Source organism: Streptomyces sp. NPDC088097 (assembly GCF_044741845.1).
Classification (GTDB): domain Bacteria; phylum Actinomycetota; class Actinomycetes; order Streptomycetales; family Streptomycetaceae; genus Streptomyces.
This window is the reverse complement of the sequence record NZ_JBIUTJ010000012.1, coordinates 162,989-189,817: the sequence shown is the minus strand read 5'-3', so window position 1 is coordinate 189,817 and position 26,829 is coordinate 162,989. Positions and strand designations below refer to the sequence as shown.

26 protein-coding genes and 1 pseudogene are annotated in these 26,829 nt (G+C 70.0%); 23 read left to right on the top strand and 4 right to left on the bottom strand.

All coding sequences use genetic code 11. The features are described from left to right. From ACIOD1_RS27670 to ACIOD1_RS27655, 4 genes are all read left to right on the top strand, one after another. Positions 1-354: vitamin B12 dependent-methionine synthase activation domain-containing protein (locus ACIOD1_RS27670; RefSeq protein ID WP_365630640.1), on the top strand; the 354-nt coding region annotated here is incomplete at its 5' end. Positions 355-469: 115 nt separating this feature from the next. After that, positions 470-1,171, top strand: a complete 702-nt coding sequence (locus ACIOD1_RS27665; protein ID WP_365630108.1) for an HAD family phosphatase — start codon at positions 470-472, stop codon at positions 1,169-1,171. Between the two features lie 479 nt (positions 1,172-1,650). Next, a complete protein-coding gene (locus tag ACIOD1_RS27660) occupies positions 1,651-3,255 on the top strand; it encodes an ABC transporter substrate-binding protein (protein ID WP_401905258.1) in 1,605 nt (534 codons plus the stop codon). A 71-nt stretch (positions 3,256-3,326) separates the two neighbouring features. Further along, positions 3,327-4,910: an ABC transporter substrate-binding protein gene (locus tag ACIOD1_RS27655; RefSeq protein WP_365630102.1), complete on the top strand. Its 1,584-nt coding sequence runs from the start codon at positions 3,327-3,329 to the stop codon at positions 4,908-4,910. A 94-nt stretch (positions 4,911-5,004) separates the two neighbouring features. Here the strand turns inward: ACIOD1_RS27655 and ACIOD1_RS27650 are convergent, their stop codons facing one another. Together ACIOD1_RS27650 and ACIOD1_RS27645 are read right to left on the bottom strand one after the other, a co-directional pair. After that, complete coding sequence (locus ACIOD1_RS27650) at positions 5,005-5,676, bottom strand: response regulator (protein ID WP_401905257.1); 672 nt, start codon at positions 5,674-5,676, stop codon at positions 5,005-5,007. A gap of 64 nt (positions 5,677-5,740) precedes the next feature. Continuing rightward, positions 5,741-6,682 (bottom strand): RecB family exonuclease, encoded by a 942-nt coding sequence (locus ACIOD1_RS27645; protein WP_365630096.1) that lies wholly within the window; start codon positions 6,680-6,682, stop codon positions 5,741-5,743. Positions 6,683-6,928: 246 nt separating this feature from the next. Here ACIOD1_RS27645 and ACIOD1_RS27640 point away from each other — a divergent pair, with 246 nt between their 5' ends. The 3 genes from ACIOD1_RS27640 (at position 6,929) to ACIOD1_RS27630 (ending at position 9,769) form a co-directional block, all read left to right on the top strand. Continuing rightward, on the top strand, positions 6,929-8,062 hold the full coding sequence (locus ACIOD1_RS27640) for a site-2 protease family protein (RefSeq protein ID WP_401905268.1): 1,134 nt from the start codon (positions 6,929-6,931) through the stop codon (positions 8,060-8,062). Positions 8,063-8,080: 18 nt separating this feature from the next. Next, the gene (locus tag ACIOD1_RS27635; RefSeq protein ID WP_267090166.1) at positions 8,081-8,977 is read left to right on the top strand and encodes a tRNA (adenine-N1)-methyltransferase; all 897 of its coding nucleotides are present in this window, start codon (positions 8,081-8,083) and stop codon (positions 8,975-8,977) included. A gap of 192 nt (positions 8,978-9,169) precedes the next feature. Further along, a complete protein-coding gene (locus ACIOD1_RS27630; protein ID WP_401905254.1) occupies positions 9,170-9,769 on the top strand; it encodes a hypothetical protein in 600 nt (199 codons plus the stop codon). A 4-nt stretch (positions 9,770-9,773) separates the two neighbouring features. Here ACIOD1_RS27630 and ACIOD1_RS27625 read toward each other — a convergent pair whose 3' ends face one another. After that, the gene (locus ACIOD1_RS27625; RefSeq protein ID WP_365630090.1) at positions 9,774-10,094 is read right to left on the bottom strand and encodes a ferredoxin; all 321 of its coding nucleotides are present in this window, start codon (positions 10,092-10,094) and stop codon (positions 9,774-9,776) included. Between the two features lie 264 nt (positions 10,095-10,358). Between ACIOD1_RS27625 and arc the strand changes: the two genes are divergently transcribed. The 5 genes from arc (at position 10,359) to prcA (ending at position 16,288) form a co-directional block, all read left to right on the top strand. Continuing rightward, positions 10,359-12,125 carry a proteasome ATPase gene (gene arc, locus ACIOD1_RS27620; protein WP_365630087.1) on the top strand — a complete coding sequence of 589 codons (1,767 nt, stop codon included), beginning with the start codon at positions 10,359-10,361 and terminating at the stop codon, positions 12,123-12,125. Between the two features lie 261 nt (positions 12,126-12,386). Continuing rightward, positions 12,387-13,898, top strand: a complete 1,512-nt coding sequence (dop, locus tag ACIOD1_RS27615) for a depupylase/deamidase Dop (RefSeq protein WP_365630084.1) — start codon at positions 12,387-12,389, stop codon at positions 13,896-13,898. 200 nt (positions 13,899-14,098) lie between these two features. Next, positions 14,099-14,311, top strand: a complete 213-nt coding sequence (locus ACIOD1_RS27610; protein ID WP_030016348.1) for a ubiquitin-like protein Pup — start codon at positions 14,099-14,101, stop codon at positions 14,309-14,311. Positions 14,312-14,637: 326 nt separating this feature from the next. Further along, positions 14,638-15,477, top strand: coding sequence for a proteasome subunit beta (gene prcB / locus ACIOD1_RS27605; protein ID WP_365630081.1), 840 nt, complete (start codon positions 14,638-14,640; stop codon positions 15,475-15,477). Positions 15,478-15,523: 46 nt separating this feature from the next. Next, on the top strand, positions 15,524-16,288 hold the full coding sequence (gene prcA / locus ACIOD1_RS27600) for a proteasome subunit alpha (RefSeq protein WP_365630078.1): 765 nt from the start codon (positions 15,524-15,526) through the stop codon (positions 16,286-16,288). A gap of 60 nt (positions 16,289-16,348) precedes the next feature. Here prcA and ACIOD1_RS27595 read toward each other — a convergent pair whose 3' ends face one another. Then, the gene (locus tag ACIOD1_RS27595; RefSeq protein WP_365630074.1) at positions 16,349-17,350 is read right to left on the bottom strand and encodes a LacI family DNA-binding transcriptional regulator; all 1,002 of its coding nucleotides are present in this window, start codon (positions 17,348-17,350) and stop codon (positions 16,349-16,351) included. 146 nt (positions 17,351-17,496) lie between these two features. On the opposite strand from ACIOD1_RS27595, the gene ACIOD1_RS27590 reads away from it, so the two are divergent. From ACIOD1_RS27590 to ACIOD1_RS27540, 11 genes and pseudogenes are all read left to right on the top strand, one after another. Beyond that, positions 17,497-18,759 carry an MFS transporter gene (locus tag ACIOD1_RS27590; RefSeq protein ID WP_401905249.1) on the top strand — a complete coding sequence of 421 codons (1,263 nt, stop codon included), beginning with the start codon at positions 17,497-17,499 and terminating at the stop codon, positions 18,757-18,759. A gap of 58 nt (positions 18,760-18,817) precedes the next feature. Next, positions 18,818-20,179, top strand: a complete 1,362-nt coding sequence (pafA, locus tag ACIOD1_RS27585; protein WP_250740364.1) for a Pup--protein ligase — start codon at positions 18,818-18,820, stop codon at positions 20,177-20,179. 135 nt (positions 20,180-20,314) lie between these two features. After that, positions 20,315-21,322 (top strand): FKBP-type peptidyl-prolyl cis-trans isomerase, encoded by a 1,008-nt coding sequence (locus ACIOD1_RS27580; RefSeq protein ID WP_365630070.1) that lies wholly within the window; start codon positions 20,315-20,317, stop codon positions 21,320-21,322. Positions 21,323-21,350: 28 nt separating this feature from the next. Beyond that, the gene (locus ACIOD1_RS27575) at positions 21,351-21,743 is read left to right on the top strand and encodes an FKBP-type peptidyl-prolyl cis-trans isomerase (RefSeq protein ID WP_365630067.1); all 393 of its coding nucleotides are present in this window, start codon (positions 21,351-21,353) and stop codon (positions 21,741-21,743) included. A 124-nt stretch (positions 21,744-21,867) separates the two neighbouring features. After that, positions 21,868-22,824 (top strand): WYL domain-containing protein, encoded by a 957-nt coding sequence (locus tag ACIOD1_RS27570; protein ID WP_365630064.1) that lies wholly within the window; start codon positions 21,868-21,870, stop codon positions 22,822-22,824. Positions 22,825-22,894: 70 nt separating this feature from the next. Beyond that, complete coding sequence (locus tag ACIOD1_RS27565; protein WP_365630061.1) at positions 22,895-23,863, top strand: WYL domain-containing protein; 969 nt, start codon at positions 22,895-22,897, stop codon at positions 23,861-23,863. A gap of 14 nt (positions 23,864-23,877) precedes the next feature. Beyond that, positions 23,878-24,144 carry a hypothetical protein gene (locus tag ACIOD1_RS27560; RefSeq protein ID WP_365630058.1) on the top strand — a complete coding sequence of 89 codons (267 nt, stop codon included), beginning with the start codon at positions 23,878-23,880 and terminating at the stop codon, positions 24,142-24,144. Positions 24,145-24,168: 24 nt separating this feature from the next. Further along, positions 24,169-24,375, top strand: a complete 207-nt coding sequence (locus tag ACIOD1_RS27555; protein ID WP_365630055.1) for a hypothetical protein — start codon at positions 24,169-24,171, stop codon at positions 24,373-24,375. A 189-nt stretch (positions 24,376-24,564) separates the two neighbouring features. Further along, positions 24,565-24,861 (top strand): Sec-independent protein translocase subunit TatA, encoded by a 297-nt coding sequence (gene tatA, locus ACIOD1_RS27550; RefSeq protein WP_365630052.1) that lies wholly within the window; start codon positions 24,565-24,567, stop codon positions 24,859-24,861. A gap of 56 nt (positions 24,862-24,917) precedes the next feature. After that, a complete protein-coding gene (tatC, locus tag ACIOD1_RS27545) occupies positions 24,918-25,880 on the top strand; it encodes a twin-arginine translocase subunit TatC (RefSeq protein ID WP_401905245.1) in 963 nt (320 codons plus the stop codon). Between the two features lie 17 nt (positions 25,881-25,897). After that, positions 25,898-26,784 (top strand): annotated as a pseudogene (locus ACIOD1_RS27540) (diacylglycerol kinase). The last annotated feature ends 45 nt before the right edge of the window (positions 26,785-26,829 follow it).

Here is a 26,829-nt window from a genome sequence, read left to right as displayed (position 1 = left end):
AAACTGTTCGCCTCCAACGCCTACCGCGAATACATGGAACTCCACGGCCTGTCCGTCCAGCTCGCCGAGGCCATGGCCGAGTACTGGCACGCCCGCGTCCGCGCCGAACTCGGCTTCGGCGGCGAGGACCCCACCGCCGTCGAGGACATGTTCGACCTCAAGTACCGCGGCGCCCGCTTCTCGCTCGGCTACGGAGCCTGCCCCGACCTCGAAGACCGCGCCAAGATCGCCGACCTCCTCCAACCCGAACGGATCGGCGTCCACCTCTCCGAGGAATTCCAACTCCACCCCGAACAGTCCACCGACGCCATCGTCATCCACCACCCCGAAGCGAAGTACTTCAACGCACGCTGAGGCCGACCGGCGTACACTGGTCGGTCCCATACAGGCCGGTCACCTGTTCCCCAGGGGAGTCATCCCCACGGGGTCGAGGTGGCCGGCCTTGTCGTCCCCGAAGAGAGGCGTCCGCATGACCAGCACAGTTCCCGCCCCCGTCGCCCGCACGGCCGACGGACACGCCCTGCAGGCGGTGCTGCTGGACATGGACGGCACCCTCGTGGACACCGAGGGTTTCTGGTGGGAGATCGAGGCGGAGATCTTCCGTGAGCTGGGTCACGTGCTGGACGACACCTGGCGGGACATCGTCGTCGGCGGCCCCATGACGCGCAGCGCCGGCTTCCTGATCGAGGCCACCGGCGCCACCATCGGCCTGGCCGAGCTGAGCGTCCTGCTCAACGAGCGCTTCGAGGCCCGCATCGCCGACGAGGTCCCCCTGATGCCCGGCGCCGAGCGCCTGCTGAGCGAACTGGCCCGGCACAACGTGCCCACCGCCCTCGTCTCCGCCTCCCACCGCCGCGTCATCGACCGGGTCCTGCTCGCCCTGGGACGGGACCGCTTCACCATGACCGTCGCCGGCGACGAGGTGCCCCGTACGAAGCCCCACCCCGACCCCTACCTCTTCGCCGCGGCCTCCCTCGGCGCGCACCCCTCGCGGTGCGCGGTCATCGAGGACACCGCCACCGGTGTCGCCGCCGCCGAGGCCGCCGGTTGCCGGGTCGTGGCCATCCCGTCCGTGGGGCTGATCGAGCCCGCGCCGGGCCGCACCATCCTGCGCTCGCTGGAGGAAGTGGACCTGCCCTTCCTGCGCTCCCTCATCACCACGATGAACTGAGCGCGCACGCTCCGTACCGAACGGAACGGGGCCGCTCCGAGGTCCCGCGAGAGGATCTTCCGTCGTCCGCCCCGGAGGCCGAAATTCCATCCCCGCCGGGGCGGTTGCACCGGGTGAGCTTGGTCACCCGAGGGACCCCTTCCGGTCCTTCGGGGATGCCCCGGAGCCTTCCCATGTGTCCGGATTGATCATCTCCTGACCCCATCTGCGAAGTCTCCGCCATGAGCGGTCAGTCCGCTCCCATCACGGTGCGATTACGCCCCAACTCCTGCCAGTTCCAGCCATCCCGTCCCGGCCCACTACTGTCGAAGCGGGCACTCCGCACGCACCTCTGCCGTACCGCTCGCACACCCCTGCGCCGGTACCGCGTGGACCGATCGTCAAACACCGGCCCGATCGTTCCGCCCTGAACGGGCGACCGCCGCGAAGTGCCCTCTACGCCGCTTTGAGCAAGTGCCGGGTGAGGGAGTACTTCCAGCATGAACCGCAAGACCATGGTGCTGACGGCCGCGATAGGCCTGCTCACCCCCGCGCTGTCCGCCTGCGGCAGCGCGAGCGGCGGAGGAGCAGCGTCCGGAGCGATCGTCGTCGGGACCACCGACCGGTTCGAGACAGCCGATTACGCCCCCGCCCCCTTCGACCCCGCCTACGCCTACGACGCCGGTGCCTGGAACGTCCTGCGCCAGACCGTCCAGACGCTGATGCACACCCCGCGCGGCGGCGGTCGGCCCGTCCCGGAAGCGGCCTCCGACTGCCGCTTCACCGACACCGGCAACGAGAGCTACCGCTGCGTCCTGCGCCCCGGCCTCACGTTCGCGAGCGGGGACCCGCTCACCGCCAAGGACGTCAAGTTCTCCATCGACCGCGTCCGCGCGATCAAGGACGAGAACGGCCCGTCGGCCCTGCTCTCCAACCTCGACACCGTCGAGGTCAAGGGCGCCGACACCGTCGTCTTCCACCTCAAGAGCGCCGACGCGACCTTCCCGTACAAGCTCTCCACCCCCGCGGCCGGCATCGTCAGTGAGAAGAACTACGGCGCCAAGAAGCTCCGCGCCGGCTTCGCTGTGGACGGTTCGGGTCCCTACACGATGAAGGCGGAGGTCAAGGACAACCAGCTCGTCCGCGCCGTCTTCACCAAGAACCCGCACTACAAGGGCGACCTGAAGCTCCAGAACGACAGGGCCGAACTGCGGACCTTCACCGACTCGGCCGCCGTGGGCAAGGCCCTCGCCGACGGCTCCGTCCAGATGGTCTCCCGCACCCTGTCGCCCGCCCAGATCGCCGAGTACTCCGCGAAGCCCCCCAAGGGCGTCAAGCTCGTCGCCCTGCCCAGCCTGGAGATCCGCTACCTCGGCTTCAACACCGAGGCCCCGGTCGTCAAGGACAAGGCCGTACGCCAGGCCCTGGCCGCCGCCGTCGACCGCAACAACGTCATCTCCAAGGTCTACGGCAAGTCCGCGCAGCCCCTGTACTCGCTGGTCCCCACCGCGGTCGGCGGCCACGTCAACTCCTTCTTCACCAAGTACGGCGAGGCCAACACCGCCAAGGCCGCGGGCCTGCTGAAGGACGCCGGCATCAAGACCCCGGTCAAGCTCACCCTGAACTACACCAAGGACCACTACGGCGACGGCACCGCCGCCGAGTTCGAGGCCCTCAAGACCCAGCTGAACTCCACCCAGCTGTTCGACATCACCGTCCAGGGCAACGACTGGGCCGACTTCCGGCCCGCGCAGAAGAAGGGCGACTACGCCGCCTACGGGCTCGGCTGGTTCCCCGACTACCCGGACGCCGACAACTTCCTCGCTCCGTTCCTGGAGCAGGACAACTTCCTGGGCACGCCGTACGCCAACACCGCGGTGCGCACCCGGCTCATCCCCGACTCCCGGCGCGCGGCCGACCGCAGCATGGCCGCCGCCCCGATCGCGGAGATGCAGGACATCGTCGCCGAGGACGTACCCGTCCTGCCCCTGTGGCAGGGCAAGCAGTACGTCGCCGCACGCGACGGGATCACGGGGGTGGAGTGGTCGGTCAACGCCATCTCCGACCTCCAGCTGTGGGAACTCGGCCGGGGCATCAGCGGCTGAGACCGGAAGCAACCGGCGGCGGACGTCGCAGGCCGGCGCAAGGACCAGACGAGACTGTGAAGGACTTTCGCGTGAAGAGACGTAACCAGTGGTTGATGGCCCCGCTCGGCGCGGCCACCGCAGCCGCGCTGCTCAGCGGTTGCGGTTCGCAGGACGGCTCCGCCGCCGGCACCGGCAAGGGCGTGGTCATGGGCATATCCGACAAGGTGAAGTCCATCGACCCGGCGTCGGGCTACGACCCGGGCTCCTGGCTGCTCTTCAACAACGTCTTCCAGTCCCTGCTCACCTTCCCCAAGGGCGGCACCACGCCCGAGCCCGACGCCGCCCAGAGCTGCGGGTTCGAGGGGAGCGAGAGCAAGGTCTACAGGTGCGTGCTGCGCGGCGGCCTGAAGTTCAGCAACGGCGACTCGCTGACCTCGAAGGACGTCAAGTACTCCTTCGAGCGCACCCTGAAGATCAATGACGAGAACGGCCCCGCCGTCATGCTCGCGTCGATCGGCTCCATCGAGGCCCCCGACGACAAGACCGTCGTCTTCCACCTCAAGACGCCCGACGCCACCTTCCCCAGCAAGATCGCGGCCGGCGCCGGCTCCATCGTCGACCACCGCCAGTACCCGGCCGACAAGCTCCGCACCGACGGCAAGGCCGTCGGCTCCGGCGTCTACAAGCTGGACGCGATCAACGACAAGACGGCCAACTTCTCCGTCAACGGGAACTACACCGGCAAGGCCAAGGCCAAGAACACCGGCGTCACGCTGAAGTTCTTCAACGGGGACCAGGCCGCCCTGAAGACCGTCCTGGAGAACGGGGACGTGGACTTCGCGTTCCGCGGCCTCGCCGCCAAGGACATCGCCGCCCTCTCCGCCGCCAAGACCGGCAACGAGAAGGTCGAGGTCGTCCAGGGCACCGGCGCCGAGGTCGAGCACATGGTCTTCAACGTGAACGACCCCGTGGTCGGCAAGCTCCCCGTCCGCAAGGCCATCGCCTACCTCGTGGACCGCGAAGCCCTCGTCAAGGACGTCTACGCGGGCACCGCCGCCCCGCTCTACTCGATCGTCCCCGCCGGCATCGCCGGACACACCACGCCCTTCTTCGACCGGTACGGGGGCAGCCCCCAGCCCGAGAAGGCCAAGGCCGTCCTCAAGGCCGCCAACATCACCGGCAAGATCAAGCTGACCCTGTGGTCCACGCCGTCCCGCTACGGCCCCTCCACCGACCAGCAGTTTCAGGTCATCGCCAAGCAGCTCAACGAGAGCGGGCTCTTCGAGGCCGACGTGAAGTCCGTCGAGTTCGAGCAGTACGACAAGGACATCCAGGACGGCAAGTACGGCGTCTACGTCAAGGGCTGGGTCCCCGACTACCCCGACGCGGACAACTTCACCCAGCCGTTCTTCGGCCCGGACAACGTCCTGCACAACAACTACGACAACAAGGAGATCAGCGGGACCATCATCCCGTCGACCTCCTCGAAGTCGGACCGGGCCGCGGCCAACACCGACTACAACCGGCTCCAGGACATCGTCGCCGACGAGGTCCCGATCCTCCCGCTCTGGCAGGGCAAGCAGTACGCCGTCACCCGCCAGAACGTCACCGGCCTCCAGTGGTCCCTGGACGCCTCCACGGTCTTCCGCTTCTGGGAGATCAGCAAGGGCTAGTCGCCCGGGCGGTACACGACGAAGGGCCGGCAGCCGCGCGGAGCGGCTGCCGGCCCTTCGTCGTACGGCGCGGGGGAGGAGGGCGGGCCGAGGGCTACTGGGCGCCCGGACGCACCAGACCGCTCTCGTACGCGTACACCGCCGCCTGTACCCGGTCCCGCAGGCCCAGCTTCGTCAACACGTGCCCCACGTGCGTCTTCACGGTCGTCTCGCTCACGAACAGGTCCGCCGCGATCTCCGCGTTCGACAGCCCGCGGGCCACCAGCTTCAACACCTCGACCTCACGCTCGGTCAGCGTCCCGAGGGTGTCCGGCATCCGGTCCTCGCCCGACGGCAGGTGCCCCGCGTACTTGTCCAACAGTCGCCGCGTGATGCTCGGCGCGAGCATCGCCTCGCCCCCCGCCACCACCCGGATCGCCTGCACCAGCTCGTTCGCCGGGGCGTCCTTCAGCAGGAAACCGCTCGCCCCCGCCCGCAGGGCCTCCACCACGTACTCGTCGAGGTCGAACGTCGTCAGCACCAGCACCTTCGCCGGCCCGTTCCGCTCCGGCCCCGTGATCTGGCGGGTCGCCTCGACCCCGTCCATCCGCGGCATCCGGATGTCCATCAGCACCACGTCGGGCTGAAGCGCCCGCACCTGGTCCAGCGCCTGGAGACCGTCCCCGGCCTCACCCACCACCACCAGGCCCCCCTCGGCCTCCAGGATCATCCGGAAACCGGTGCGCAGCAGTGGCTGGTCGTCGACCAGCAGGACGCGGATCGCCACGGGGGTACCTCGTATTCGTCGGACGGGCTCGGCGGTCCCGGCCCATTCTGCCCTGACGGGACGATCAGGATCCCTCGGGGCGATCCGCCCCCTCCCCGTCGCGGGGCCGGATGACGAGCGGATAGACCGGGGGAGTCCCCCCGAACTCGGGACACACGGCCTGATGATCACACCAGCCGCACAGCTTCGTCGGCCGCGGCACCCACTCGCCCGTCTCCGTCGCCTCCCGGATCGCCTCCCACAGCGCGTGCAGCTTGCGCTCCACCCGCTCCAGGTCCGCCGGCTCCGGGTCGTACGTCAGCACGTCCCCGCTGCCCAGGTACACCAGCTGCAGCCGCCGCGGCACCACCTGCTTGAGCCGCCACACCACCAGCGCGTAGAACTTCATCTGGAACAGCGCGCCCTCGGCGTACTGCGGCCGCGGCGCCTTGCCCGTCTTGTAGTCGACGATCCGGACCTCGCCCGTCGGCGCCACGTCCACCCGGTCGATGATCCCGCGCAGCCGCAGCCCCGACTCCAGCTCCGTCTCCACGAAGAACTCCCGCTCCACCGGCTCCAACCGGGTCGGGTCCTCCAACGTGAACCAGCGCTCCACCAGCGCCTCGGCCTCGGTCAGCCAGCGCGCCAGCCCCGCCCCCTCGTCGTCCCCGGGGAACAGCTCCGCCAGCTCCGGCTTCGCCTCCAGCAGCCGGTCCCACTGCCCCGGCACCAACGCCTTCGCGCGCGGCGCCGTCCGCTCGGACGCGGGATGATCGAAGAGCCGCTCCAGCACCGCGTGCACCAAGGTCCCCCGGGTCGCCGCCGCACTCGGCTTCTCCGGCAGCTTGTCGATCACCCGGAACCGGTAGAGCAGCGGACACTGCATGAAGTCCCCGGCCCGCGAGGGGGACAGGGAGGTGGGCCCGGAAGGGGCCGGAGGGACGGCCGAAGGGGCACCCGCCCCGATGCTTGCGGAGGCACTCGTCGGGGCAGCCGAGGAGGCATCGGCACCGGGGATCGTCGTCATGCGTAAAACCCTACGGCCCGCGACCGACAGCACGCGCATACCATCGACGCCGAGCACCCTCGCACTGCATGATCAGAGCATCACACGGTGCTACCGCACCACACGCCCCACAAGCACCACAGTGGAAGCGTCCGGCCCCCGGCCCCACTCCGGGGGGACCCCAAGGAACGAAGGAAAGCCGTGGCAGACACCGACGAAACCGGCGAGCGCCCCGTCAAGCGCTCCGATCCGGGCGGCGGCATCCTCATGGGCCGCCCCTTCGGCGTACCCGTCTACGTCTCGCCCAGCTGGTTCCTCGTCGCCGCCCTCATCACCTGGGTCTTCGGCAACCAGCTCGACCAGGTCCTCCCCGACCTCGGCCCCGCCCGCTACCTCGTGTCCCTCTTCTTCGCCGTCGCCTTCTACGCCTCGGTCCTCGTCCACGAACTCGCGCACACCATCGCCGCCCTGCGCTTCAAACTCCCCGTGCGCCGCATCCAGCTCCAGTTCTTCGGCGGCGTCTCCGAGATCGAGAAGGAGTCCGAGACCCCGGGCCGCGAGTTCGTCCTCGCCTTCGTCGGCCCCCTCCTCTCCCTCGCCCTCGCCGGGATCTTCTACCTCGGCATGAACGCCGTCGACCCCGCGACCGTCCCGGGCGTCCTCCTCGGCGGCCTGATGATCTCCAACCTCCTCGTCGCCGCCTTCAACCTCCTGCCCGGCCTCCCCCTCGACGGCGGACGCATGCTTCGCGCCGTCATCTGGGGCATCACCGGCAAGCCCATGACCGGCACCGTCGCCGCCGCCTGGGTCGGACGCGCCCTCGCCGTCACCGTCCTCCTCGGCCTCCCGCTCCTCACCCGCACCGGGATCCTCGGCACCCCCACCCAGGAGATCGGCGGGATGGAAACCGTCATGGACGCCCTCCTGGCCGCCATCCTCGCCGCCATCATCTGGACCGGAGCCGGCAACAGCCTCCGCATGGCCCGCCTGCGCGAACACCTCCCCGAACTCCAGGCCCGCGCCCTCACCCGCCGCGCCGTCCCCGTCGAGAACACCACCCCCCTCTCCGAAGCGCTGCGCCGCGCCAACGAGGCCGGAGCCCGCGCCCTCGTCGTCGTCGACGGTCTCGGCGACCCCACCGCCATCGTCCGCGAGAGCGCCATCGCCTCGGTCCCCGAACACCGCCGTCCCTGGGTCGCCGTCAGCACCCTCGCCCAGGACCTCACCGACGGCATGAAGGTCTCGGCCGACCTCACCGGCGAAGAACTCCTCGACCGCCTCCGCACCAACCCCGCCTCCGAGTACCTCGTCCTCGAAGCCGACGGCCGCATCTTCGGGGTCCTGTCGACCCTCGACGTCGAGAAGGCCTTCGTGAAGGCCATGGCGCGGCCCCAGTCCTGAAGCCAATACACTGGTCACATGTCCGAACCGACCGGTGCCGCCCGCCGACGCGGGCCCTTCGAGGTCGGGGACCAGGTACAGCTCACCGACCCCAAGGGCCGCCACTACACGTTCACGCTCGAAGCAGGGAAGAATTTCCACACCCACAAGGGTTCCTTCCCGCACGACGAGCTGATCGGTGCTCCCGAGGGCAGTGTTGTCCGCACCACGGGGAACGTCGCGTACCTCGCGCTGCGCCCCCTGCTCCCCGACTATGTCCTGTCCATGCCCCGCGGCGCCGCCGTGGTCTACCCCAAGGACGCGGGCCAGATCCTGGCCTTCGCCGACATCTTCCCCGGCGCCCGCGTCGTGGAGGCAGGTGTGGGCTCCGGCTCCCTGAGCAGCTTCCTGCTGCGCGCCATCGGCGACCAGGGCATGCTCCACAGCTACGAGCGCCGCGCGGACTTCGCCGAGATCGCCACGGCCAACGTCGAGCGCTACTTCGGCGGCCCCCACCCCGCGTGGCAACTGACCGTGGGCGACCTCCAGGACAACCTGTCCGACACGGACGTCGACCGCGTGATCCTCGACATGCTCGCGCCGTGGGAGTGCCTGGAGGCCGTCTCCAAGGCGCTCGTCCCCGGTGGCATCCTCTGCTGCTACGTGGCCACCACCACCCAGCTGTCGCGCACCGTCGAGTCCATCCGCGAGTTCGGCTGCTACGCCGAACCGCAGCCGTGGGAATCGATGATCCGCAACTGGCACGTCGAGGGCCTCGCGGTCCGACCCGACCACCGGATGATCGGACACACGGGCTTCCTCGTGACCGCCCGACGTCTCGCCGACGGAGTCGAGCCCCCCATGCGCCGTCGCCGCCCCTCCAAGGGCGCGTACGGCGATGACTACGACGGCCCCGGCAGCGACCGGTCCGCCTGACCCAGGCCGGCCGCCCCAACACGAAGGCGCTGTGGCACAGTTCCCTGGACCGACCGGGGAACTGCGCCACGGCGCTTTCTCGTTGTCGCGCGCGGGGTGCCCGGGAGTGCCCCGGACCCGGCCGTTCCGCCCCCGTGTGAGGTGTGGCACGATGCTGGCTCCCCGTCACCCTTCGCACAGGAGACACCCCGCGTGCCGCACAGCCCCACCACGCAGGCCCCGGAAGACCTGGCGCACCGGGGCGCCACACCCGCCCACTGGCTCGCCACGGCCTGCGCCATGGCCGCCGTCATAGCCGGCGCGGGGTTCCTGGAGCCCCACCGCACCGCCGGAGCCGCGGAGGTCGCCACGGCGGCGGGGCCCGTGTCCCGCCCGGAGATCGCCGCCCCCGACGCGCACGCGGTCACGTACCCGCTGGACTGCAAGGGCGCCCCACAGCTCGTCACCGACACCGCAGAGGGCGACCTCGACGGCGACGGCCGCCCCGAAACGGTGGCGGCCGTGCGCTGCGACGCGGGATCGGGGACCCCGCCGCACACGCTCTACGTGCTCACCCGGGACCGGGCGGAAGGCTCCGTGCCCCGGGTCGTCGCCACGCTCCTCGACGCCGGCCGCCGACAGACCGTCACCGACCTCGCCGTCGGCGACGGCGACGTCACGGCGACGTTGCTCGGCTACTCGTCGCCCTCGGTCCCGCGCTACAGCCCCGATGTGAAGCGGCTCGCCAAGTGGCGTTGGACCGCCGGGAAATTCCGCCAGGAGCTGACGGATCCGACCGCCGGACGCGTTTAAGCCGTCACTCGGCGTCCGGGCCGTACACCTCGACCATGTCCGAAACGCGCCTTACGTGAATGCAGTCGCCCGGACATTCCTTCGCGGAATCGACCACGTCCCGCAGCAGCGTCAGCGGAACCGGAGTGGTCGCCCCCGGGGCTTGGAGGAGCTCGTCCTCGGAGCCCTTCACGTACGCCAGACCATCGATGTCCAGCTCGAACACCTCCGGTGCGTACTGCACGCAGATGCCGTCCCCGGTGCAGAGGTCCTGGTCGATCCAGACTTCCAGCGGTGCTCCGGCCTCGCCGGAACCGCCTGTCGGGGCCTCCTGCTGCACGCTCATATCTCCTGCCGTTTCCCGCTCTGAGTGATCCGCCGGCGGCGCGACTCGCGGCAAGTCGCGCGGGCTCGGACGGGTGTTGAACAGTTCGACCTTACAACCGGCTGCTTTCCGATGTTGAAGCGTGGGTATTTCCTTGGGGTGAGGGAGTACGCAAGGGTGAAGATCGGACACACCTCTACCGTCTTTGTGATCTAGGGGTTTCAATCACCACCAGCCCAGGTAGGGTCAGGAAGCGTCCAGCTCCCCTTGGAGGAGGTGAGGACCGTGGCAGCCCACGACGACGACATCAACCGCGGCATCCGGCCCGGGCGAGGGTCTGAGGACCCCGCCGGCCAGGTTGCCTATCTCGAGCAGGAAATCGCCGTCCTGCGCCGCAAGCTCGCCGACTCTCCGCGACACACGAGGATTCTCGAAGAGCGGATCATCGAGCTGCAGACCAATCTGGCGGGCATCTCCACGCAGAACGAGCGACTGGCCAATACCCTCCGTGAGGCCCGCGACCAGATCGTGGCCCTCAAGGAGGAGGTCGACCGGCTCGCGCAGCCGCCGGCCGGTTTCGGTGTCTTCCTGCAAGCCAACGAGGACGGCACCGTCGACATCTTCACCGGAGGTCGAAAGCTCCGCGTGAACGTGAGCCCCAGTGTCGAGCCGGAAGACCTCCGGCGCGGCCAGGAGGTCATGCTCAACGAAGCGCTCAACGTGGTCGAGGCCATGGAGTTCGAGCGGGCCGGGGACATCGTCACCCTCAAGGAGATCCTTGAGGACGGCGAACGCGCCCTGGTGGTCGGGCACACCGACGAGGAGAGGGTGGTGAGGCTCGCCGAGCCGCTCCTGGACATCACCATCCGCCCCGGCGACGCCCTGCTGCTCGAACCCCGCTCCGGCTACGTCTACGAGGTGGTCCCCAAGAGCGAGGTCGAGGACCTCGTCCTCGAAGAGGTCCCGGACATCGACTACGACAAGATCGGCGGCCTGGGCGACCAGATCGAGCTGATCCGCGACGCGGTCGAGCTCCCGTACCTCTACCCGGACCTCTTCAAGGAGCACGAACTGCGGCCCCCGAAGGGCATCCTGCTCTACGGCCCTCCCGGCTGTGGCAAGACGCTCATCGCCAAGGCCGTGGCCAACTCCCTTGCCAAGAAGGTCGCCGAGGTGACCGGCCAGCCCACCGGGAAGTCCTACTTCCTGAACATCAAGGGCCCCGAACTCCTCAACAAGTACGTCGGCGAGACCGAGCGGCACATTCGCCTCGTCTTCCAGCGGGCCCGGGAGAAGGCGAGTGAGGGCACCCCCGTCATCGTCTTCTTCGACGAGATGGAATCCCTCTTCCGCACCCGCGGATCCGGTGTCAGCTCGGACGTGGAGAACACCATCGTCCCCCAGCTGCTCGCCGAGATCGACGGCGTGGAAGGCCTGGAGAACGTCATCGTCATCGGTGCCTCCAACCGCGAGGACATGATCGACCCGGCCATCCTGCGCCCCGGCCGGCTCGACGTGAAGATCAAGATCGAGCGCCCCGGAGCCGAGGCGGCGAAGGACATCTTCGCGAAGTACCTCAAGGCCTCGCTGCCCCTGCACACGGACGACCTGTCCGAGCACCAGGGCTCCACGGCCGAGACGGTCCACAGCATGATCCAGACCGTCGTCGAGCAGATGTACGCCGAAACCGAGGAGAACCGCTTCCTCGAGGTCACGTACGCCAACGGCGACAAGGAAGTCCTCTATTTCAAGGACTTCAACTCGGGCGCGATGATCCAGAACATCGTGGACCGTGCGAAGAAGATGGCCATCAAGGCCTTCCTCGAGCACAACCAGAAGGGCCTTCGCGTCTCCCACCTCCTCCAGGCTTGCGTGGACGAGTTCAAGGAGAACGAGGACCTGCCGAACACCACCAACCCGGACGACTGGGCCCGCATCTCCGGAAAGAAGGGCGAGCGGATCGTATTCATCCGTACGCTCGTCACCGGAAAGCAAGGCGCGGACACCGGACGCTCCATCGACACGGTGGCGAATACCGGTCAGTACCTCTGACGGTCGGGGCGGCTGCGGATGCCCACGCCGGGCACCGCAGCCGCCCGCTTTACCGCCCCCGTCCACCGCCCGCGCTTTTCGGCCGCCGACCGGCGGATCCAATGATTGAAATGATCTCCCCACCAGCGCGGAGTGGTTCTAGGCTCTTGCGTACCGCCTCCTCCGCAGTGCGGGGACGGACACCGCACATGACGCACCGGAGCACCAGCGGTACTTGAGCGCCGCTCCCGAACGGGAGCGCCGCCGGGCAAGGAGGGCCGCATGACCGTACGGCGAGTAATGGGGATCGAGACGGAGTACGGGATCTCCGTTCCGGGGCACCCGAACGCCAATGCCATGCTCACCTCGTCCCAGATCGTCAACGCCTACGCGGCGGCGATGCACCGGGCGCGACGCGCCCGCTGGGACTTCGAGGAGGAGAATCCGCTGCGGGACGCCCGCGGCTTCGACCTCGCCCGCGAGGCCGCCGACAACAGCCAGCTCACCGACGAGGACATCGGCCTCGCCAACGTCATCCTGACGAACGGCGCACGGCTCTACGTCGACCACGCGCACCCCGAGTACAGCTCGCCGGAGATCACCAACCCGCTCGACGCCGTCCTCTGGGACAAGGCCGGCGAGCGGATCATGGCCGAGGCCGCGGAACGGGCCGCCCAGCTCCCCGGGGCCCAGCCGATCCACCTCTACAAGAACAACACCGACAACAAGGGCGCCTCCTACGGCACGCACGAGAACTACCTGATGAAGCGGGAGACCCCCTTCTCGGACATCGTGCGCCACCTCACCCCCTTCTTCGTCTCGCGCCAGGTCGTCACCGGGGCGGGCCGGGTCGGCATCGGCCAGGACGGCCGTGAGCACGGCTTCCAGATCAGTCAGCGGGCGGACTACTTCGAGGTCGAGGTGGGGCTGGAGACCACCCTCAAGCGGCCCATCATCAACACCCGTGACGAGCCGCACTCGGACGCCGAGAAGTACCGCCGCCTGCACGTGATCATCGGCGACGCGAACCTCTCCGAGATCTCGACCTACCTCAAGCTGGGCACCACCGCGCTGGTCCTGTCCATGATCGAGGACGGGTTCATCAACGTGGACCTGGCCGTGGACCAGCCGGTGCGCACCCTGCACCAGGTCTCCCACGATCCGGACCTCAAGCACCTGATCACGCTGCGCAGCGGCCGCACCCTGACCGCCGTGCAGCTCCAGATGGAGTACTTCGAGCTGGCCAGGAAGTACGTGGACGAGCGCTTCGGCTCGGACGCGGACGAGCAGACCAAGGACGTGCTCGCCCGGTGGGAGGACGTGCTGGGCCGGCTGGAGACCGACCCGATGAGCCTGTCGGGGGAGCTGGACTGGATCGCGAAGCGGGAGATCCTGGAGGGCTACCGGCGGCGCGACGGCCTCGAATGGGACGCGGCGCGGCTGCACCTGGTGGACCTCCAGTACGCGGACGTCCGGCCCGAGAAGGGGCTGTACAACCGCCTGGTGGCCCGCGGCAAGATCAAGCGGCTCCTGGAGGAGCCGGCCGTCGAGCGGGCCGAGAGCAAGCCCCCGGAGGACACCCGGGCGTACTTCCGCGGTCGTTGTCTGGAGCAGTACGCGGACGACGTGGCGGCGGCCTCCTGGGACTCGGTGATCTTCGATCTCCCGGGGCGTGACTCCCTCCAGCGGGTCCCGACCATGGAACCCCTGCGGGGGACCCGCAACCACGTCAAGGAGCTCCTGGACCGCTGCCGCACGGCGGAGGACCTGGTACGGGTGCTCTCGGGACAGTGAGCGGGCCGGAAGGGGCCTGAAAGGGCCTCCGTCCGGGAATCATGAGGAGGACCGGACATGCGTGCCGGGCCCTTTTGAACAACTGCGGGGACGAATGTCGGGCCCTCCTTGTAGGGTCCGACGTAGGGTCTGATCTTGAGAGGGATCCCGGTCCGGGGTCCTTCGACATGAGCGTGCGAACCGAGCGGGGTGAGGTAGTCATGGCGACCAAGGACACCGGCGGCGGACAGCAGAAGGCGACGCGCTCGACCGAGGAGGTCGAGGAGGCGGCGGTCGAGGAATCGACCGACCTCAAGGAGCGCCAGGAGAAGCTCTCCGACGACGTCGACTCCGTGCTGGACGAGATTGACGACGTGCTTGAGGAAAATGCCGAGGACTTCGTGCGGTCCTTCGTGCAAAAGGGTGGCCAGTAGGCTCCCTCGCCTTCGAAGCGAAGGTGTAGCCGGGGGCGGTGAGCGGGGACGGGAAGGCCGCGTGCGACGCGACGAGCGGGATTCGCCCGCGGCCTTCTCGTCCGACCGTTCCCCTCGACGTCCGCGGCGCGGGACGACGGGATGATCGTGGGTCCGGGCAGGGGTCCGCGGGATCTTTCGAACGGGTCCGTCCGGGCATGTTGATCACGATCATCAGACGGGTAGGGTCCGGGACGTACCGGGCTTCGGCGGTACCGCAGCTCCGTGCAGTACAAGGATCGGCCGGACGTCATACGGCGTGCAGCCGCTTACGTGGAAGGAAACCTGTGGAACCCAACACTCATAGCACAGGGCGTCTACCGGCAGCCTTCCTGACGCCGGGGTCGTCGTCCTTCATGGACTTCCTGGGCGCGCACCAGCCCGAGATGCTCCCGGGGAACCGCAGGCTCCCCGAGGGGATCGTCGAGGCGCCGCACGGGACGACCATCGTGGCCACCACCTTCCCGGGCGGCGTCGTCCTCGCCGGCGACCGGCGGGCGACCATGGGGAACATGATCGCGCAGCGGGACATCGAGAAGGTGTTCCCGGCCGACGAGTACTCCGCGGTGGGCATCGCCGGCACGGCCGGCCTGGCCGTGGAGATGGTCAAGCTGTTCCAGCTGGAGCTGGAGCACTTCGAGAAGGTCGAGGGCACCACCCTCTCCCTCGAAGGCAAGGCGAACCGCCTCTCGACCATGATCCGGAGCAATCTGGGCATGGCCATGCAGGGTCTGGCCGTGGTTCCGCTGTTCGCGGGGTACGACGAGGCCAAGGAGAAGGGCCGGATCTTCTCCTACGACGTGACCGGCGGACGCTCCGAGGAGCACGGCTACGCCGCCACCGGTTCCGGCTCGATCTTCGCCAAGGGCTCCATGAAGAAGCTCTACCGTCCCGATCTGACGGAGGAGCAGGCCACCACCCTGGTCGTGCAGGCGCTGTTCGACGCGGCCGACGACGACTCGGCGACCGGCGGGCCGGACCTGTACCGGCACATCTACCCGATCGTCACCGTCATCACCGACGAGGGCTTCCGCAGGCTGACCGACGAAGAGTCGCAGGAACTCGCCCGTACGGTCACCAACCGTCGGCTGGAGCAGCCCGACGGTCCGCGCGCCGCCCTGCTCTGACCATCCGCCGCCCCGTAGGAGCCCAGAAGAAAGGGACGGACAGCCGGTGTCGACTCCGTTCTATGTGTCACCCCAGCAGGCCATGGCCGACCGGGCGGAATACGCCCGCAAGGGCATCGCCCGCGGTCGCAGCCTCGTCGTGCTCCAGTACGCCGACGGCATCGTCTTCGTGGGCGAGAACCCGTCCCGCGCGCTGCACAAGTTCAGCGAGATCTACGACCGGATCGGCTTCGCGGCCGCCGGCAAGTACAACGAGTACGAGAACCTGCGGATCGGCGGCGTGCGCTACGCCGATCTGCGCGGATACACATACGACCGGGACGACGTGACGGCCCGTGGGCTGGCGAACGTCTACGCCCAGACGCTCGGCACCATCTTCTCCTCGGCCGGCGAGAAGCCGTACGAGGTGGAGCTGGTGGTGGCGGAGGTCGGGGCCACGGCGGCCGGGGACCAGATCTACCGGCTGCCGCACGACGGGTCGATCGTGGACGAGCACGGCTCGGTCGCGGTCGGCGGCAACGCCGAGCAGATCAGCACCTTCCTCGACCAGCGCCACCAGGACGGGATGAACCTGTCGGAGGCGCTCAAGCTGGCGGTGCAGGCACTGTCCAGCCAGGCGAACGGCGCGGACAAGGCGATCCCGGCCGAGCGGCTGGAGGTCGCGGTGCTGGACCGTACGCGGGCCCAGCAGCGGAAATTCAAGCGGATCCGGGGCCGGCAGCTGGCGCGGCTGCTGGAGGCGGACGTGACGGCGGCCGTGCGGGCCGACGCCGTGTCCAACGACGAGGTGCCGGAGGACGACGCCGAGTAGGCGTACGCCTGCGGGGAGGGCCCCGGTCTGCCGTTCGCGGCGGGCCGGGGCCCTTCGCGTTCAGGGGCCTGCGGGGGCGGGACCCGAGGAGTCGCGGACGACGAGTTCGACGGGGAGGTCGCGGGAGGTCCAGGGGGAGCCGTCGAGGACGGCGAGGAGGGCGGTCATGCCCTGCTCCCCGACGCGTTCGGCGGGCAGTCGGACGGTGGTCAGCTCCGGTTCCACGGCGGTGGCCAGCGCGAGGTCGTCGAAGCCGGTGACCGAGAGGTCCTCGGGGACGCGCAGGCCGAGCCGTCGGGCGGCCTTGCAGGCTCCGGCGGCCAGGATGTCGTCGTCGCAGACGAGGGCCGTGGGTCGGCCGTGGGGGGCCGCGAGGGCGCTCTCCACGGCGGTGCGGGCGGCGTCCACGGTCAGGGGGGCCCGTACGGTGCGCAGCTCGGCGTCGAGCGGCAGGAGGGCGGCCAGGGCCTCGGCGCGCACGTCGAAGGTCCAGGAGTCGACGGCGGAGGCGAGGTGCAGGAAGCGGCGGTGGCCGTGGCCGAGAAGGTGTTCGGCGACCTGGCGCATGCCGTCGGCCATGGCGAGGTTGACGTGGGCGGCCGCGGCGCCGGAGGCGGGGTCGCTGTCGAGCATGACGAGGGGGAGGTCGTCGCCGCCGATGGCGTCGAGGGTGTCGGCGGCCATGGAGGAGGCGATGACCCCGTCGAGGGCGGCGCGGGCGGAGGCGAAGGGGTCGCGGGCGGGTCCGGTGCCGTCGGGGGAGGGGTAGAGGACGACGCCGAAGCCGTGTTCCGCCGCGACGCGGGCGGCGCCGGTGTAGACGCGGGCGAAGAACTCGTTGGTGAGGGCGGGGACGACGAGGAGGGCGGTGCGGGTGGAGCCGAGGCGGAGGTTGCGGGCGGCGAGGTTGGGCCGGTAGCCGAGGCCGGCGGCGGCCTCGCGGACGAGGCCGGCGGTGCGTTCGGAGACGCGGCCGCGCCATTTGTCGCCGAGCACGAGGGAGACGGTGGCCTGGGAGACCCCGGCGGCGCTCGCGACGTCGCGGCTGGTGGGTCTCGTCACACGGATCTCCTGAAGTGCGAGGTGGCGGGGGGTGCGCGGGGTCGGCGGGGTGGACCGGGGAACTGCGGCCATGGTACGTATGACCAGTCACGTTATACGTATTACTTGTTTACTCCCGGCTGGAGTCCGGGCAGAAGGGGGCGGACATGGCCGCGGGATACGCGGAGCTGCTCAGGACCCGGCACGCCGCGAGGCTGCTGGCGGGCACGCTCGTGGGGCGGTTGCCGAACGGCACCGGACCGATCGCGATCGTCCTGTTCACCCGGGCCGAGGGCGGCAGCTACAGCCTGGCGGGCGCGCTCGCCGCGGCGTACGGGCTCGCCAACGCCGTGGGGCAGCCGCTGCTGGGCCGGGCCGTGGACATGTACGGGCAGCCGCGCGTACAGCTGCCCGCGGCCGTGGTGTCGGCGCTGGGCATGGTGTGGCTGGCGCTGGCCGGTACGGGTTCGGCGCTCACCGCGTACGCGGCGGTGGTGGTCGCGGGCCTGTTCACGCCTCCGCTGGAGGGCGGTCTGCGGGCCCTGTGGCCGTCGGTGCTCGGAGGCAAGGAGCATCGCGTGCACGCGGCGTACGCGATGGACGCCGTGGCCCAGGAGATCATGTTCACGGTCGGTCCGCTGCTGGTGACCCTGTTCGTGGCGCTGTGGTCCCCGGCGGTCGCGCTGGTCGCCCTGAACGGCATCGGGGTGCTGGGGGCGCTGTCCGTGGTCATCTCGGAGCCCTCCCGCGCCTGGCGGTCCGAGCCGCGCGAGGCGCACTGGCTGGGCGCGCTGCGCTCGCCGGGGCTGCTGGCGCTGTTGGGCGCGTTCTTCTTCGTGGGGACGGCCCTGGGGTCGATCACGGTGGCGGCGGTGGCGTACGCGGACGACCATGGCGGCCAGGCGGTGTACGGCTGGCTGATGGCGGCCCTGGGCCTGGGCGCGCTCGCGGGCGGGGTGTCGTACGGGGCCCGGCAGTGGGCGGGAGCGCCCGAGCGGCGACTGCGTCTGCTGGTGGGGCTGCTGGCGGTGTGTTACCTGCCGCTGGTGCTGACGGTGGGTCCGGTGGCGATGGCGGGTCTGGCGGCGTTGGCGGGCGTGTTCCTGGCGCCTTCGCTGGCGTGCGCGTTCATCGTCGTGGACCGGCACGCCCCGGCGGGCACGGTGACGGAGGCCTTCTCCTGGCTGGTGACCTTCTTCGGGGTGGGTGCGGCGATCGGTACGGCCGTGGCGGGTCCGGCGGTGGAACTGGGCGGGACCCCGGCCGGTTTCGCGGTGGCCGGCGGCGCGGGCGTGGCGGCGTTCCTGGTCCTGACGGCCACTCAGCGCGTGATGGCGGGAGGGGGTCGCGGCCGGGCCGTGGCGGGCTCCGCGGAGGGGTCCGATCGGGGGTCCGCGGAGGGCGTCGTGGACCCGTTGATCAAAAACTGATCGGAACGCCGCCTTCGAAGCCGGTTTCAGAAGGGGGCAGAAGGCGTAATGTTCAGTCATGGACCGCCGCATTTTCGGGCTGGAGAACGAGTACGGCGTCACGTGCACGTTCAGGGGACAGCGCCGACTGTCTCCTGACGAAGTGGCGCGCTACCTCTTCCGCCGTGTTGTGTCATGGGGCCGCAGCAGCAATGTCTTCCTGCGGAACGGCGCCCGCCTCTACCTCGACGTGGGATCGCATCCGGAATATGCAACTCCCGAATGCGACAACCTGATCGAACTGGTCACCCACGACAAGGCCGGCGAGCGCATTCTCGAAGGCCTGCTCGTCGACGCCGAACGCCGCCTGCACGAGGAGGGAATCGCGGGCGACGTCTACCTGTTCAAGAACAACACCGACTCGGCGGGAAATTCGTACGGTTGTCACGAGAACTATCTCGTGGCCCGGCACGGTGAATTCTCCCGTCTGGCGGACATCCTGATTCCCTTCCTCGTCACGCGCCAGCTCATCTGCGGCGCGGGCAAGGTGCTCCAGACCCCCCGGGGCGCGGTCTACTGCGTCAGCCAGCGGGCCGAGCACATCTGGGAGGGCGTCAGCTCCGCCACCACCCGCTCCCGGCCGATCATCAACACCCGCGACGAGCCGCACGCGGACGCCGAGCGCTACCGGCGCCTGCACGTCATCGTCGGGGACTCGAACATGTCCGAGACGACCATGCTGCTCAAGGTCGGCGCCACCGACCTCGTGCTGCGCATGATCGAGGCCGGCACGGTGATGCGCGACCTGACCCTGGAGAACCCGATCCGGGCCATCCGCGAGGTCAGCCACGACATCACCGGTCAGCGCAAGGTGCGCCTGGCCAGCGGCCGCGAGGCCTCGGCCCTGGAGATCCAGCGCGAGTACTACGACAAGGCGGTGGACTTCGCCGAGCGCCGGGGCATCCGTGAGGGCGTCGTCGACCAGGTGTTGGAGCTGTGGGGCCGCACCCTCGACGCGATCGACGCGGAGGACCTGGACCGGATCGGCACCGAGATCGACTGGGTGATGAAGTACCAGCTGATCGAGCGTTACCGGGCGAAGCACAACATGACGATGTCGAACCCGCGGGTCGCCCAGATAGACCTCGCGTACCACGACATCCACCGGCGGCGCGGGCTGTACTACCTGCTGGAGCGCAAGGGGCAGGCGGCACGGATCTGCAACGACCTCAAGATCTTCGAGGGCAAGTCCGTGCCCCCGCAGACCACGAGGGCCAGGCTGCGCGGTGACTTCATCCGCAGGGCGCAGGAGCAGCGGCGGGACTTCACCGTCGACTGGGTGCACCTGAAGCTGAACGACCAGGCGCAGCGCACGGTGCTGTGCAAGGACCCGTTCCGGTCGGTGGACGACCGGGTGGAGAAGCTGATCGCCGGGATGTGATCCGGCGGTGGGGGCCCCGTACGCAGTGGCGTGCGGGGCCTTCGCACGCCTGCACCCCGTCTCGGAGGGGGTTGGCCGTAGAGTGGGCCGCCAGGCCGTCCAGGCCGGACCATTCCAGCGACCCTGAGGACCACTGTGCGACGCCGACTTGCTGCCGCGCTCATCGTGCCGGCTCTGATGCTCACCGCGGCCTGCGGAGGGGGCGACGACTCCGGGAAGAAGGACTCCGCGTCTCCGTCGGCCGATGCCTCGAAGGCCGCCGACGTCCCGAAGCCGGTCGTGTCCGCCGACCCGATGCCGACGGTGGCGGGTGAGGCGGGCAAGAAGGCCGAGATCACCGTCCCCAAGGGCGAGCCCAGCGGCAAGTTCGTGGTGAACACCCTCAAGGAGGGCACCGGGCCGGAGATCAAGAAGGACGATCTCGTGGTCACGAAGTACACGGGCAAGATCTGGAAGAGCGGCAAGGACCTGACCGGATCCTACGACGAGAACGGTCAGCCGCTGATCGTGCCGGCCGGCTCGAAGCAGATCCTGCCGCTGTTCAGCGAGTCGGTGCTGGGCAAGAAGGCGGGCAGCCGGGTGCTGGTCGTGGCGCCTCCGGCGGCGGCGTTCGGCGCTCAGGGCCAGGAACAGCTGGGGGTCGGTCCGAAGGACAACCTGGTGTTCGTCCTCGACATCGACTCGATCATGCCGAAGAAGGTCGAGGGCACGCAGGCCCCGATCCCGTCCGAGCTCCCGCAGGTGAAGGCGGACAAGGACGAGGCCGCGACGCTCACGATCCCGAAGAACGACCCTCCGAAGGAGCTGGTCGACAAGGTCCTGATCGAGGGCAAGGGTCCCGAGGTCAAGTCCGGCCAGACCGTCACCATGCAGTACAGCGGTGCGGCGTGGACGCCGAACCAGGGCAAGGACGCCGCGAAGCTGTTCGACAGCTCGTGGAAGAGCGGCCAGCCGTTCTCGACCGTGATCGGTCAGGGCCAGGTCATCGAGGGCTGGGACAAGGGCCTCGTGGGCAAGAAGGTCGGCAGCCGCGTCCTGCTGGTGATCCCGCCGGAGCAGGCGTACAAGGACCAGGCCAAGGGTGAGGACCTGCCGGCCAACTCCACGCTGGTGTTCGTCGTCGACATCCTCGGAGCAGTGTAAGACTGTTCCGGTTGACCGGTTCGTACGTATGAGGAGCAGTTCCGTGAGCGACAAGCTCGAAAAGCCTGAGATCGAATTCCCCGAGGGTCCGGTCCCGACCGACCTGGTCATCGAGGACATCTGGGTGGGCGACGGCGCCGAGGCCAAGGCCGGTTCCATGGTCTCGGTCCACTACGTGGGCGTGGCCTTCTCCACCGGTGAGGAGTTCGACGCCTCGTGGAACCGCGGTTCCGCGCTGCAGTTCCCGCTCGGTGCCGGCCGTGTCATCGCGGGCTGGGACCAGGGTGTCCAGGGCATGAAGGTCGGCGGGCGTCGCAAGCTGACGATCCCGGCGCACCTCGCCTACGGCGACCGCGGCGCGGGCGGCGCGATCGCCCCGGGCGAGGCGCTGATCTTCGTCTGTGACCTGATGGCCGCCTGATCCAACGGCGTTCAGCGACGTGGGCCCCCGCCGTCAGGCGGGGGCCCTCGCTTTTGTCCGGGCGCGCCGGGACGGTACCTTCAACGGTCACGAGGGTGTGTCGAGGAGCGGGGGAACGGCGTCGATGGCGATTGCCAAGGCCGAGCGGCTGATGAATCTTGCGCTGTGTCTGTTGGGGACCCGCCGTCCCCTGAGCAAGCGTGAGCTGCGCGGTTCCATCGAGGCGTATCTCGAAGCCGGGAACGACGAGTCCTTCAACCGGATGTTCGAGCGGGACAAGGATGATCTGCGTGAACTCGGTCTGGTGATCGAGACGGTGGAGAACCTGGAGGGCGACACCGGCTACCTGGCCCGGCGCGACAGCAACAGGCTGCCGCCCGTGTCGCTGGACGCCGAGGAGGCCGCCGCCCTGGGGCTGGCGGCCAAGGTGTGGCAGCAGGCCCGGCTCGCGGGCGCGGCCAACGGCGCCCTGCAGAAGCTGCGGGCGGGCGGCATGCCGGAGGCCGGTGACTCGTACGAGGGTCAGCACAGCGCCATCGAGCCGCGCATCCCCGTCCACGAGGCGGCCTTCGAGCCGCTGATGCTGGCCTGTCGGGACCGGCGGCCGGTGGTCTTCGAGTACCGCAAGTCCAACGCGGCCCGGCCCGAGCCGCGCCAGGTCGAGCCGTGGGCGCTGGAGTGCTGGCGGGGCCACTGGTACCTGGCCGGGTACGACCGCGACCGCGGGGCGGAGCGGGTGTTCCGGCTGTCGCGGATCACGGGCAAGGTCCGTTCGCGCGCGGGGAAGTACACCGCCGAGGTGCCGGACGTGGTGACGGTGCGGGAAACCGTGGCGAGTTGGGCCGGGGAGGGCGCGGAGCGTTCCGCGCTGATCCGGCTGCGGGCCGGCGCGGGATACCCGCTGCGGGCCAAGGCCACCGCGGTGCGCGGGGGCGGGGACGGCTGGGACGAGCTGGAGATCCCCTACGGGCACGGGCTGGACGCCTGGCTCGTGGAGTTCGGCCCCGACGTCGTGGTGCTGGAGCCCGCCGATCTGCGGGCCGACGTGGTGGACCGGCTGCGCGCCGTCGCCGGGGCCTGACCCGGGCGCCGGCGACCGTCGGCAGCGAGCCAAGATCCGTAGCAAGGCCCTGAGGGGGAGACGTACCAGCATGGCTGCCAACGCCATCGACCAGACCCGCCGGATGCTGTCCCTGGTGACGTACCTGCGCGAGCGCCCGGGGGCGCACGTCGCGGACGTCGCCCGCGCGTTCGGGATCACCGAGGACGAGCTGATCTCGGACCTCGACGTGCTGCCCATGTGCGGGACCAGCTTCCGCGGCGGGGACCTGCTCGACATCGACACCGACGGGGAGCGCATCTGGTGGCGCAACCCCGACGCCTCGGGGGAGTCCACCGCGGAACCGCTGCGGCTGGCCGCCGACGAGGCGACCGCGCTGCTGGTCGCCGCCCGCGCGGTGGCCACCCTGCCGGGGCTGCGCGAGAGCGACCGGGACGCGCTGCTGCGGGCCACCGCCAAGCTGGAGGCGGCCGCCGGCGAGGTGGCCGGGGCCAGCTCGCGGCTGTCGGTGACCTTCGAGTCCGAGGGAGGGGTCTTCGCCGACGTGGACCGGGCCATCGCGGAGCGGCGGCGGGTGTGGCTGCGCTACTACTCGCCCGCGCGCGACGAGCTGACCGAGCGCACCGTCGACCCGATCCGGCTGTTCGCGGTCGGACACACCTACATGGAGGGGTGGTGCCACCTCTCGGAGGCGCGGCGCACCTTCCGGCTGGACCGGGTCGCCGAGATCCGGCTGCTCGACGAGCGCTCCGACCCGCCGGCGATCGAGCCCCGGGACCTGTCGGTCGGGCTGGTGCAGCCGGCCGCCGAGGACCCGGAGGTGGTGGTCGAGGTCGGCCCCGGCGGGCGCTGGGTCGCCGAGTACTACCCGCACGACAGCGCCGAGGAGCGGGCCGGCGGGGGGCTGCGGATCATCCTGCGCACCCCCGACCCGGGCTCGCTGCGCCGGCTCGCCCTGCGACTGGGCCGCGACGGGCGGATCGTGTCGCCGCCGGAGCTGGCGCGCAGTGCGCGCGAGGCCGCCGCGCAGGCGCTGGCGGGGTACGGGGAACAGGTCTAGGGCGCGGGGGAACGATGTCGCCTTCTTCTGGGCCCGTCCCGGAGCCGGTGGCGGCCGGCGCGGCGGCCGGGCCGGTCACCTTCAAGGCCGCCTGCCCCGAGTGCCGGGGCAGTTTCGAGCTGGGGGCGCAGGCCCTGCGGCTGGCGATCGGCGGCAGCCGGCGGACCACCTTCTACTCCTTCACCTGCCCGCAGTGCGCCGCCCCGGTGCGCAAACCCGCCGGTGAGCGGATCGTGGAGCTGCTGACCGGTGGAGGCGTGAGCACCCTGCGCAGCCTGTGAGACCGGGCCGGATAGGCTCCTCCCATGCTGTGGCCGATGCTCGCTATTGCCCTGGGCTTCCTCGGGGTCGCCGTCCTCGCCGTACTGGCCGTACGGGTCTTCCTGGAGGTCCGGCGGCTCGCCGGGCAGGTGGACCTGGCGAGCCGCCGGATCACCGAGGCCTCGGTGGATCTGGAGCGCGCCGCCGCGGACCTGGCCCGTGCGGCGCGCGCGGAGGCCACGAACCTGTAGCCCGCACACCCATGGAAACCCGGCGCTGCGGGCCGTACCGTCGGTCCCGCACGAGGGCGTGGATACCCCGGGGGATTGCCGGCCGTTAACCCTCGGGGGTTACGATCCATGTCAGTGGGTGTACCGGATTTTTGTCCGGACCCGCCCCGGCCACCACAACCAGCCGTTTCGGTGAGAAGGAAGACCCACATGATCGGCAACCTGAAGCCCCTCGAGATCCTCCTGATCATCGCTGTCATCGTGCTGCTCTTCGGTGCGAAGAAGCTTCCCGAGATGGCGCGCTCGCTCGGAAAGTCGGCCCGGATCCTCAAGAGCGAGGCCAAGGCGATGAAGAAGGACGGCGAGGCCGAGGACGCCGCCACCGCCGCCCCGGTCGCCGACCAGGCCCCGCAGGCTCCCGTGGCCCCGCGCACCATTCAGGCCGCGCCCGGTGACGTCACCAGCGCCCGCCCGGTGAACGAGCCGAACCGCACCACCCAGGCCTGACGAGCGGCGGTCACGGCCGCCACGCCAGTCAACTGCAACGAGACAAGGGACGTGGGTTGCTCAAGTCTGCCCGCAAGCAGGGGAAACAGGACCGGGACAGGGACGCCGAAGGGCGCATGCCGCTGGTCGAGCACCTGCGTGAGCTGCGAAACCGGCTGCTGAAGTCGGTCTTGGCGATCATCGTGGTCACGGCCGTCGCGGCCTACTTCTACCGACCGATCATCGACTTCCTGCTGGAGCCGATGCTCTCGTCCGTCGGGTGCACCGCCGGAGCCACCCACCAGCGCAACGGCGCCCCCTGCGCCGAGATGACGACCAACGGCCTCACCGCGCCGTTCTCCATCGCGCTCAAGGTGGGCCTGTCCGCCGGCATCGTGCTCTCCGCTCCGGTGTGGCTGTACCAACTGTGGGCGTTCGCCGCCCCGGGCCTGCACCGCAACGAGAAGAAGTACGCGCTGAGCTTCGTCGCGGTCGGCGCGCCGCTCTTCCTCGCCGGCGCCGTCCTCGCGTACAAGATCCTCCCGCAGACCGCGGAGATCCTCCTCGGCTTCACCCCCGACCACGTCAAGAACCTGCTGCCCGTCGACGACTACCTCGACCTGGTCACGCGCATGGTCGTGGTCTTCGGCCTCGCCTTCGAGCTGCCGCTGATGCTGGTGCTGCTGAACTTCACCGGGGTGCTGAGCGCCAAGCGGCTGGGCAGCTGGTGGCGTGCCATGGTCCTGGGCATCACCGTCTTCGCGGCGTTCGCGACGCCGACCGGTGACCCGCTCACGATGCTGACGCTCGCCGCACCGATCGTGACGCTGTACTTCCTCGCCCTCGGCATCTGTCACATGAACGACCGCCGCCGCCGGCGCGACAACCCGGACGCCGGTCTCGACGACGACGAGGCCTCCGAGATCGACCTGACCCCGGCCCCGATCGCCTCTCCGGGCACCGAGCCGACCGCCTCCCCGGTACCCGAGCAGGCCGACGGCGGACGGCGCCAGATCAACGGTTACGACGACGCGACCTGACCGGTAGATTCCCGGGGGTGAGCGCCGAGATCACCCTCTTCGTCAATCCCACCGCCGGACGCGGCCGGGGCGCGCACGCCGCGCAACCGGCCGCTTCCGCGCTCCGGGACGCGGGATTCTCCGTGCGGACCGTCGTCGGGACGGACGCCGGGGACGCCCTGGCCCGCTGCGCGCCGCCGTCCGCGAGGGCACCGGCGCGGTGATCGCCGTGGGAGGGGACGGCCTGGTCTCCCTCGCCCTCCAGGCCGTCGCGGGCACCCTGGTCCCGCTCGGGGTGGTCGCGGTGGGCACCGGCAACGACTTCGCCCGCTCGCTGGGACTGCCCGTACGGGACCCCGCGGGGGCGGGCCGGCTGGCCGCCGAGGCGCTCAAGGGGGCCCGGATCCGGGAGATCGACCTGGGCCGGGCGGCCGGCACCTGGTACGGCACCGTGCTGTGCTCCGGCTTCGACTCGCGGGTCAACGACCGGGGCAACCGGATGCGGCTGCCGCTGGGCCGCTTCAAGTACGACCTGGCCATCCTGATGGAGCCGGCCGCCTTCAAGCCCTTCCCGTACCGGATCACCCTGGACGACGGGCCCGCCTTCGACACGGAGGCCACCCTGGTCGCCGTCGGCAACGGGACCTCGTACGGGGGCGGGATGCGCATCTGCGCGGACGCGGAGCCGGACGACGGGCTCTTCGACGTGACGGTGGTGGGGGACTGCGGCCGGGCCACCCTGCTGAAGGTGTTCCCGCAGGTCTACAAGGGGACCCACCTCGGCCACCCCAAGGTCTCCGTGTACCGGGCCGCGAAGGTCACCCTGGAGTCGGCCGGGCTCGGCGCCTACGCCGACGGGGAGCCGCTGGCCCCGCTGCCGCTGACCGCCGCATGCGTACCCGGCGCCCTGCGGCTCCTCGTATAAATGATCGCGACTGTTGTCGGAGCCGACGGGTAGGCTCGAAGACAA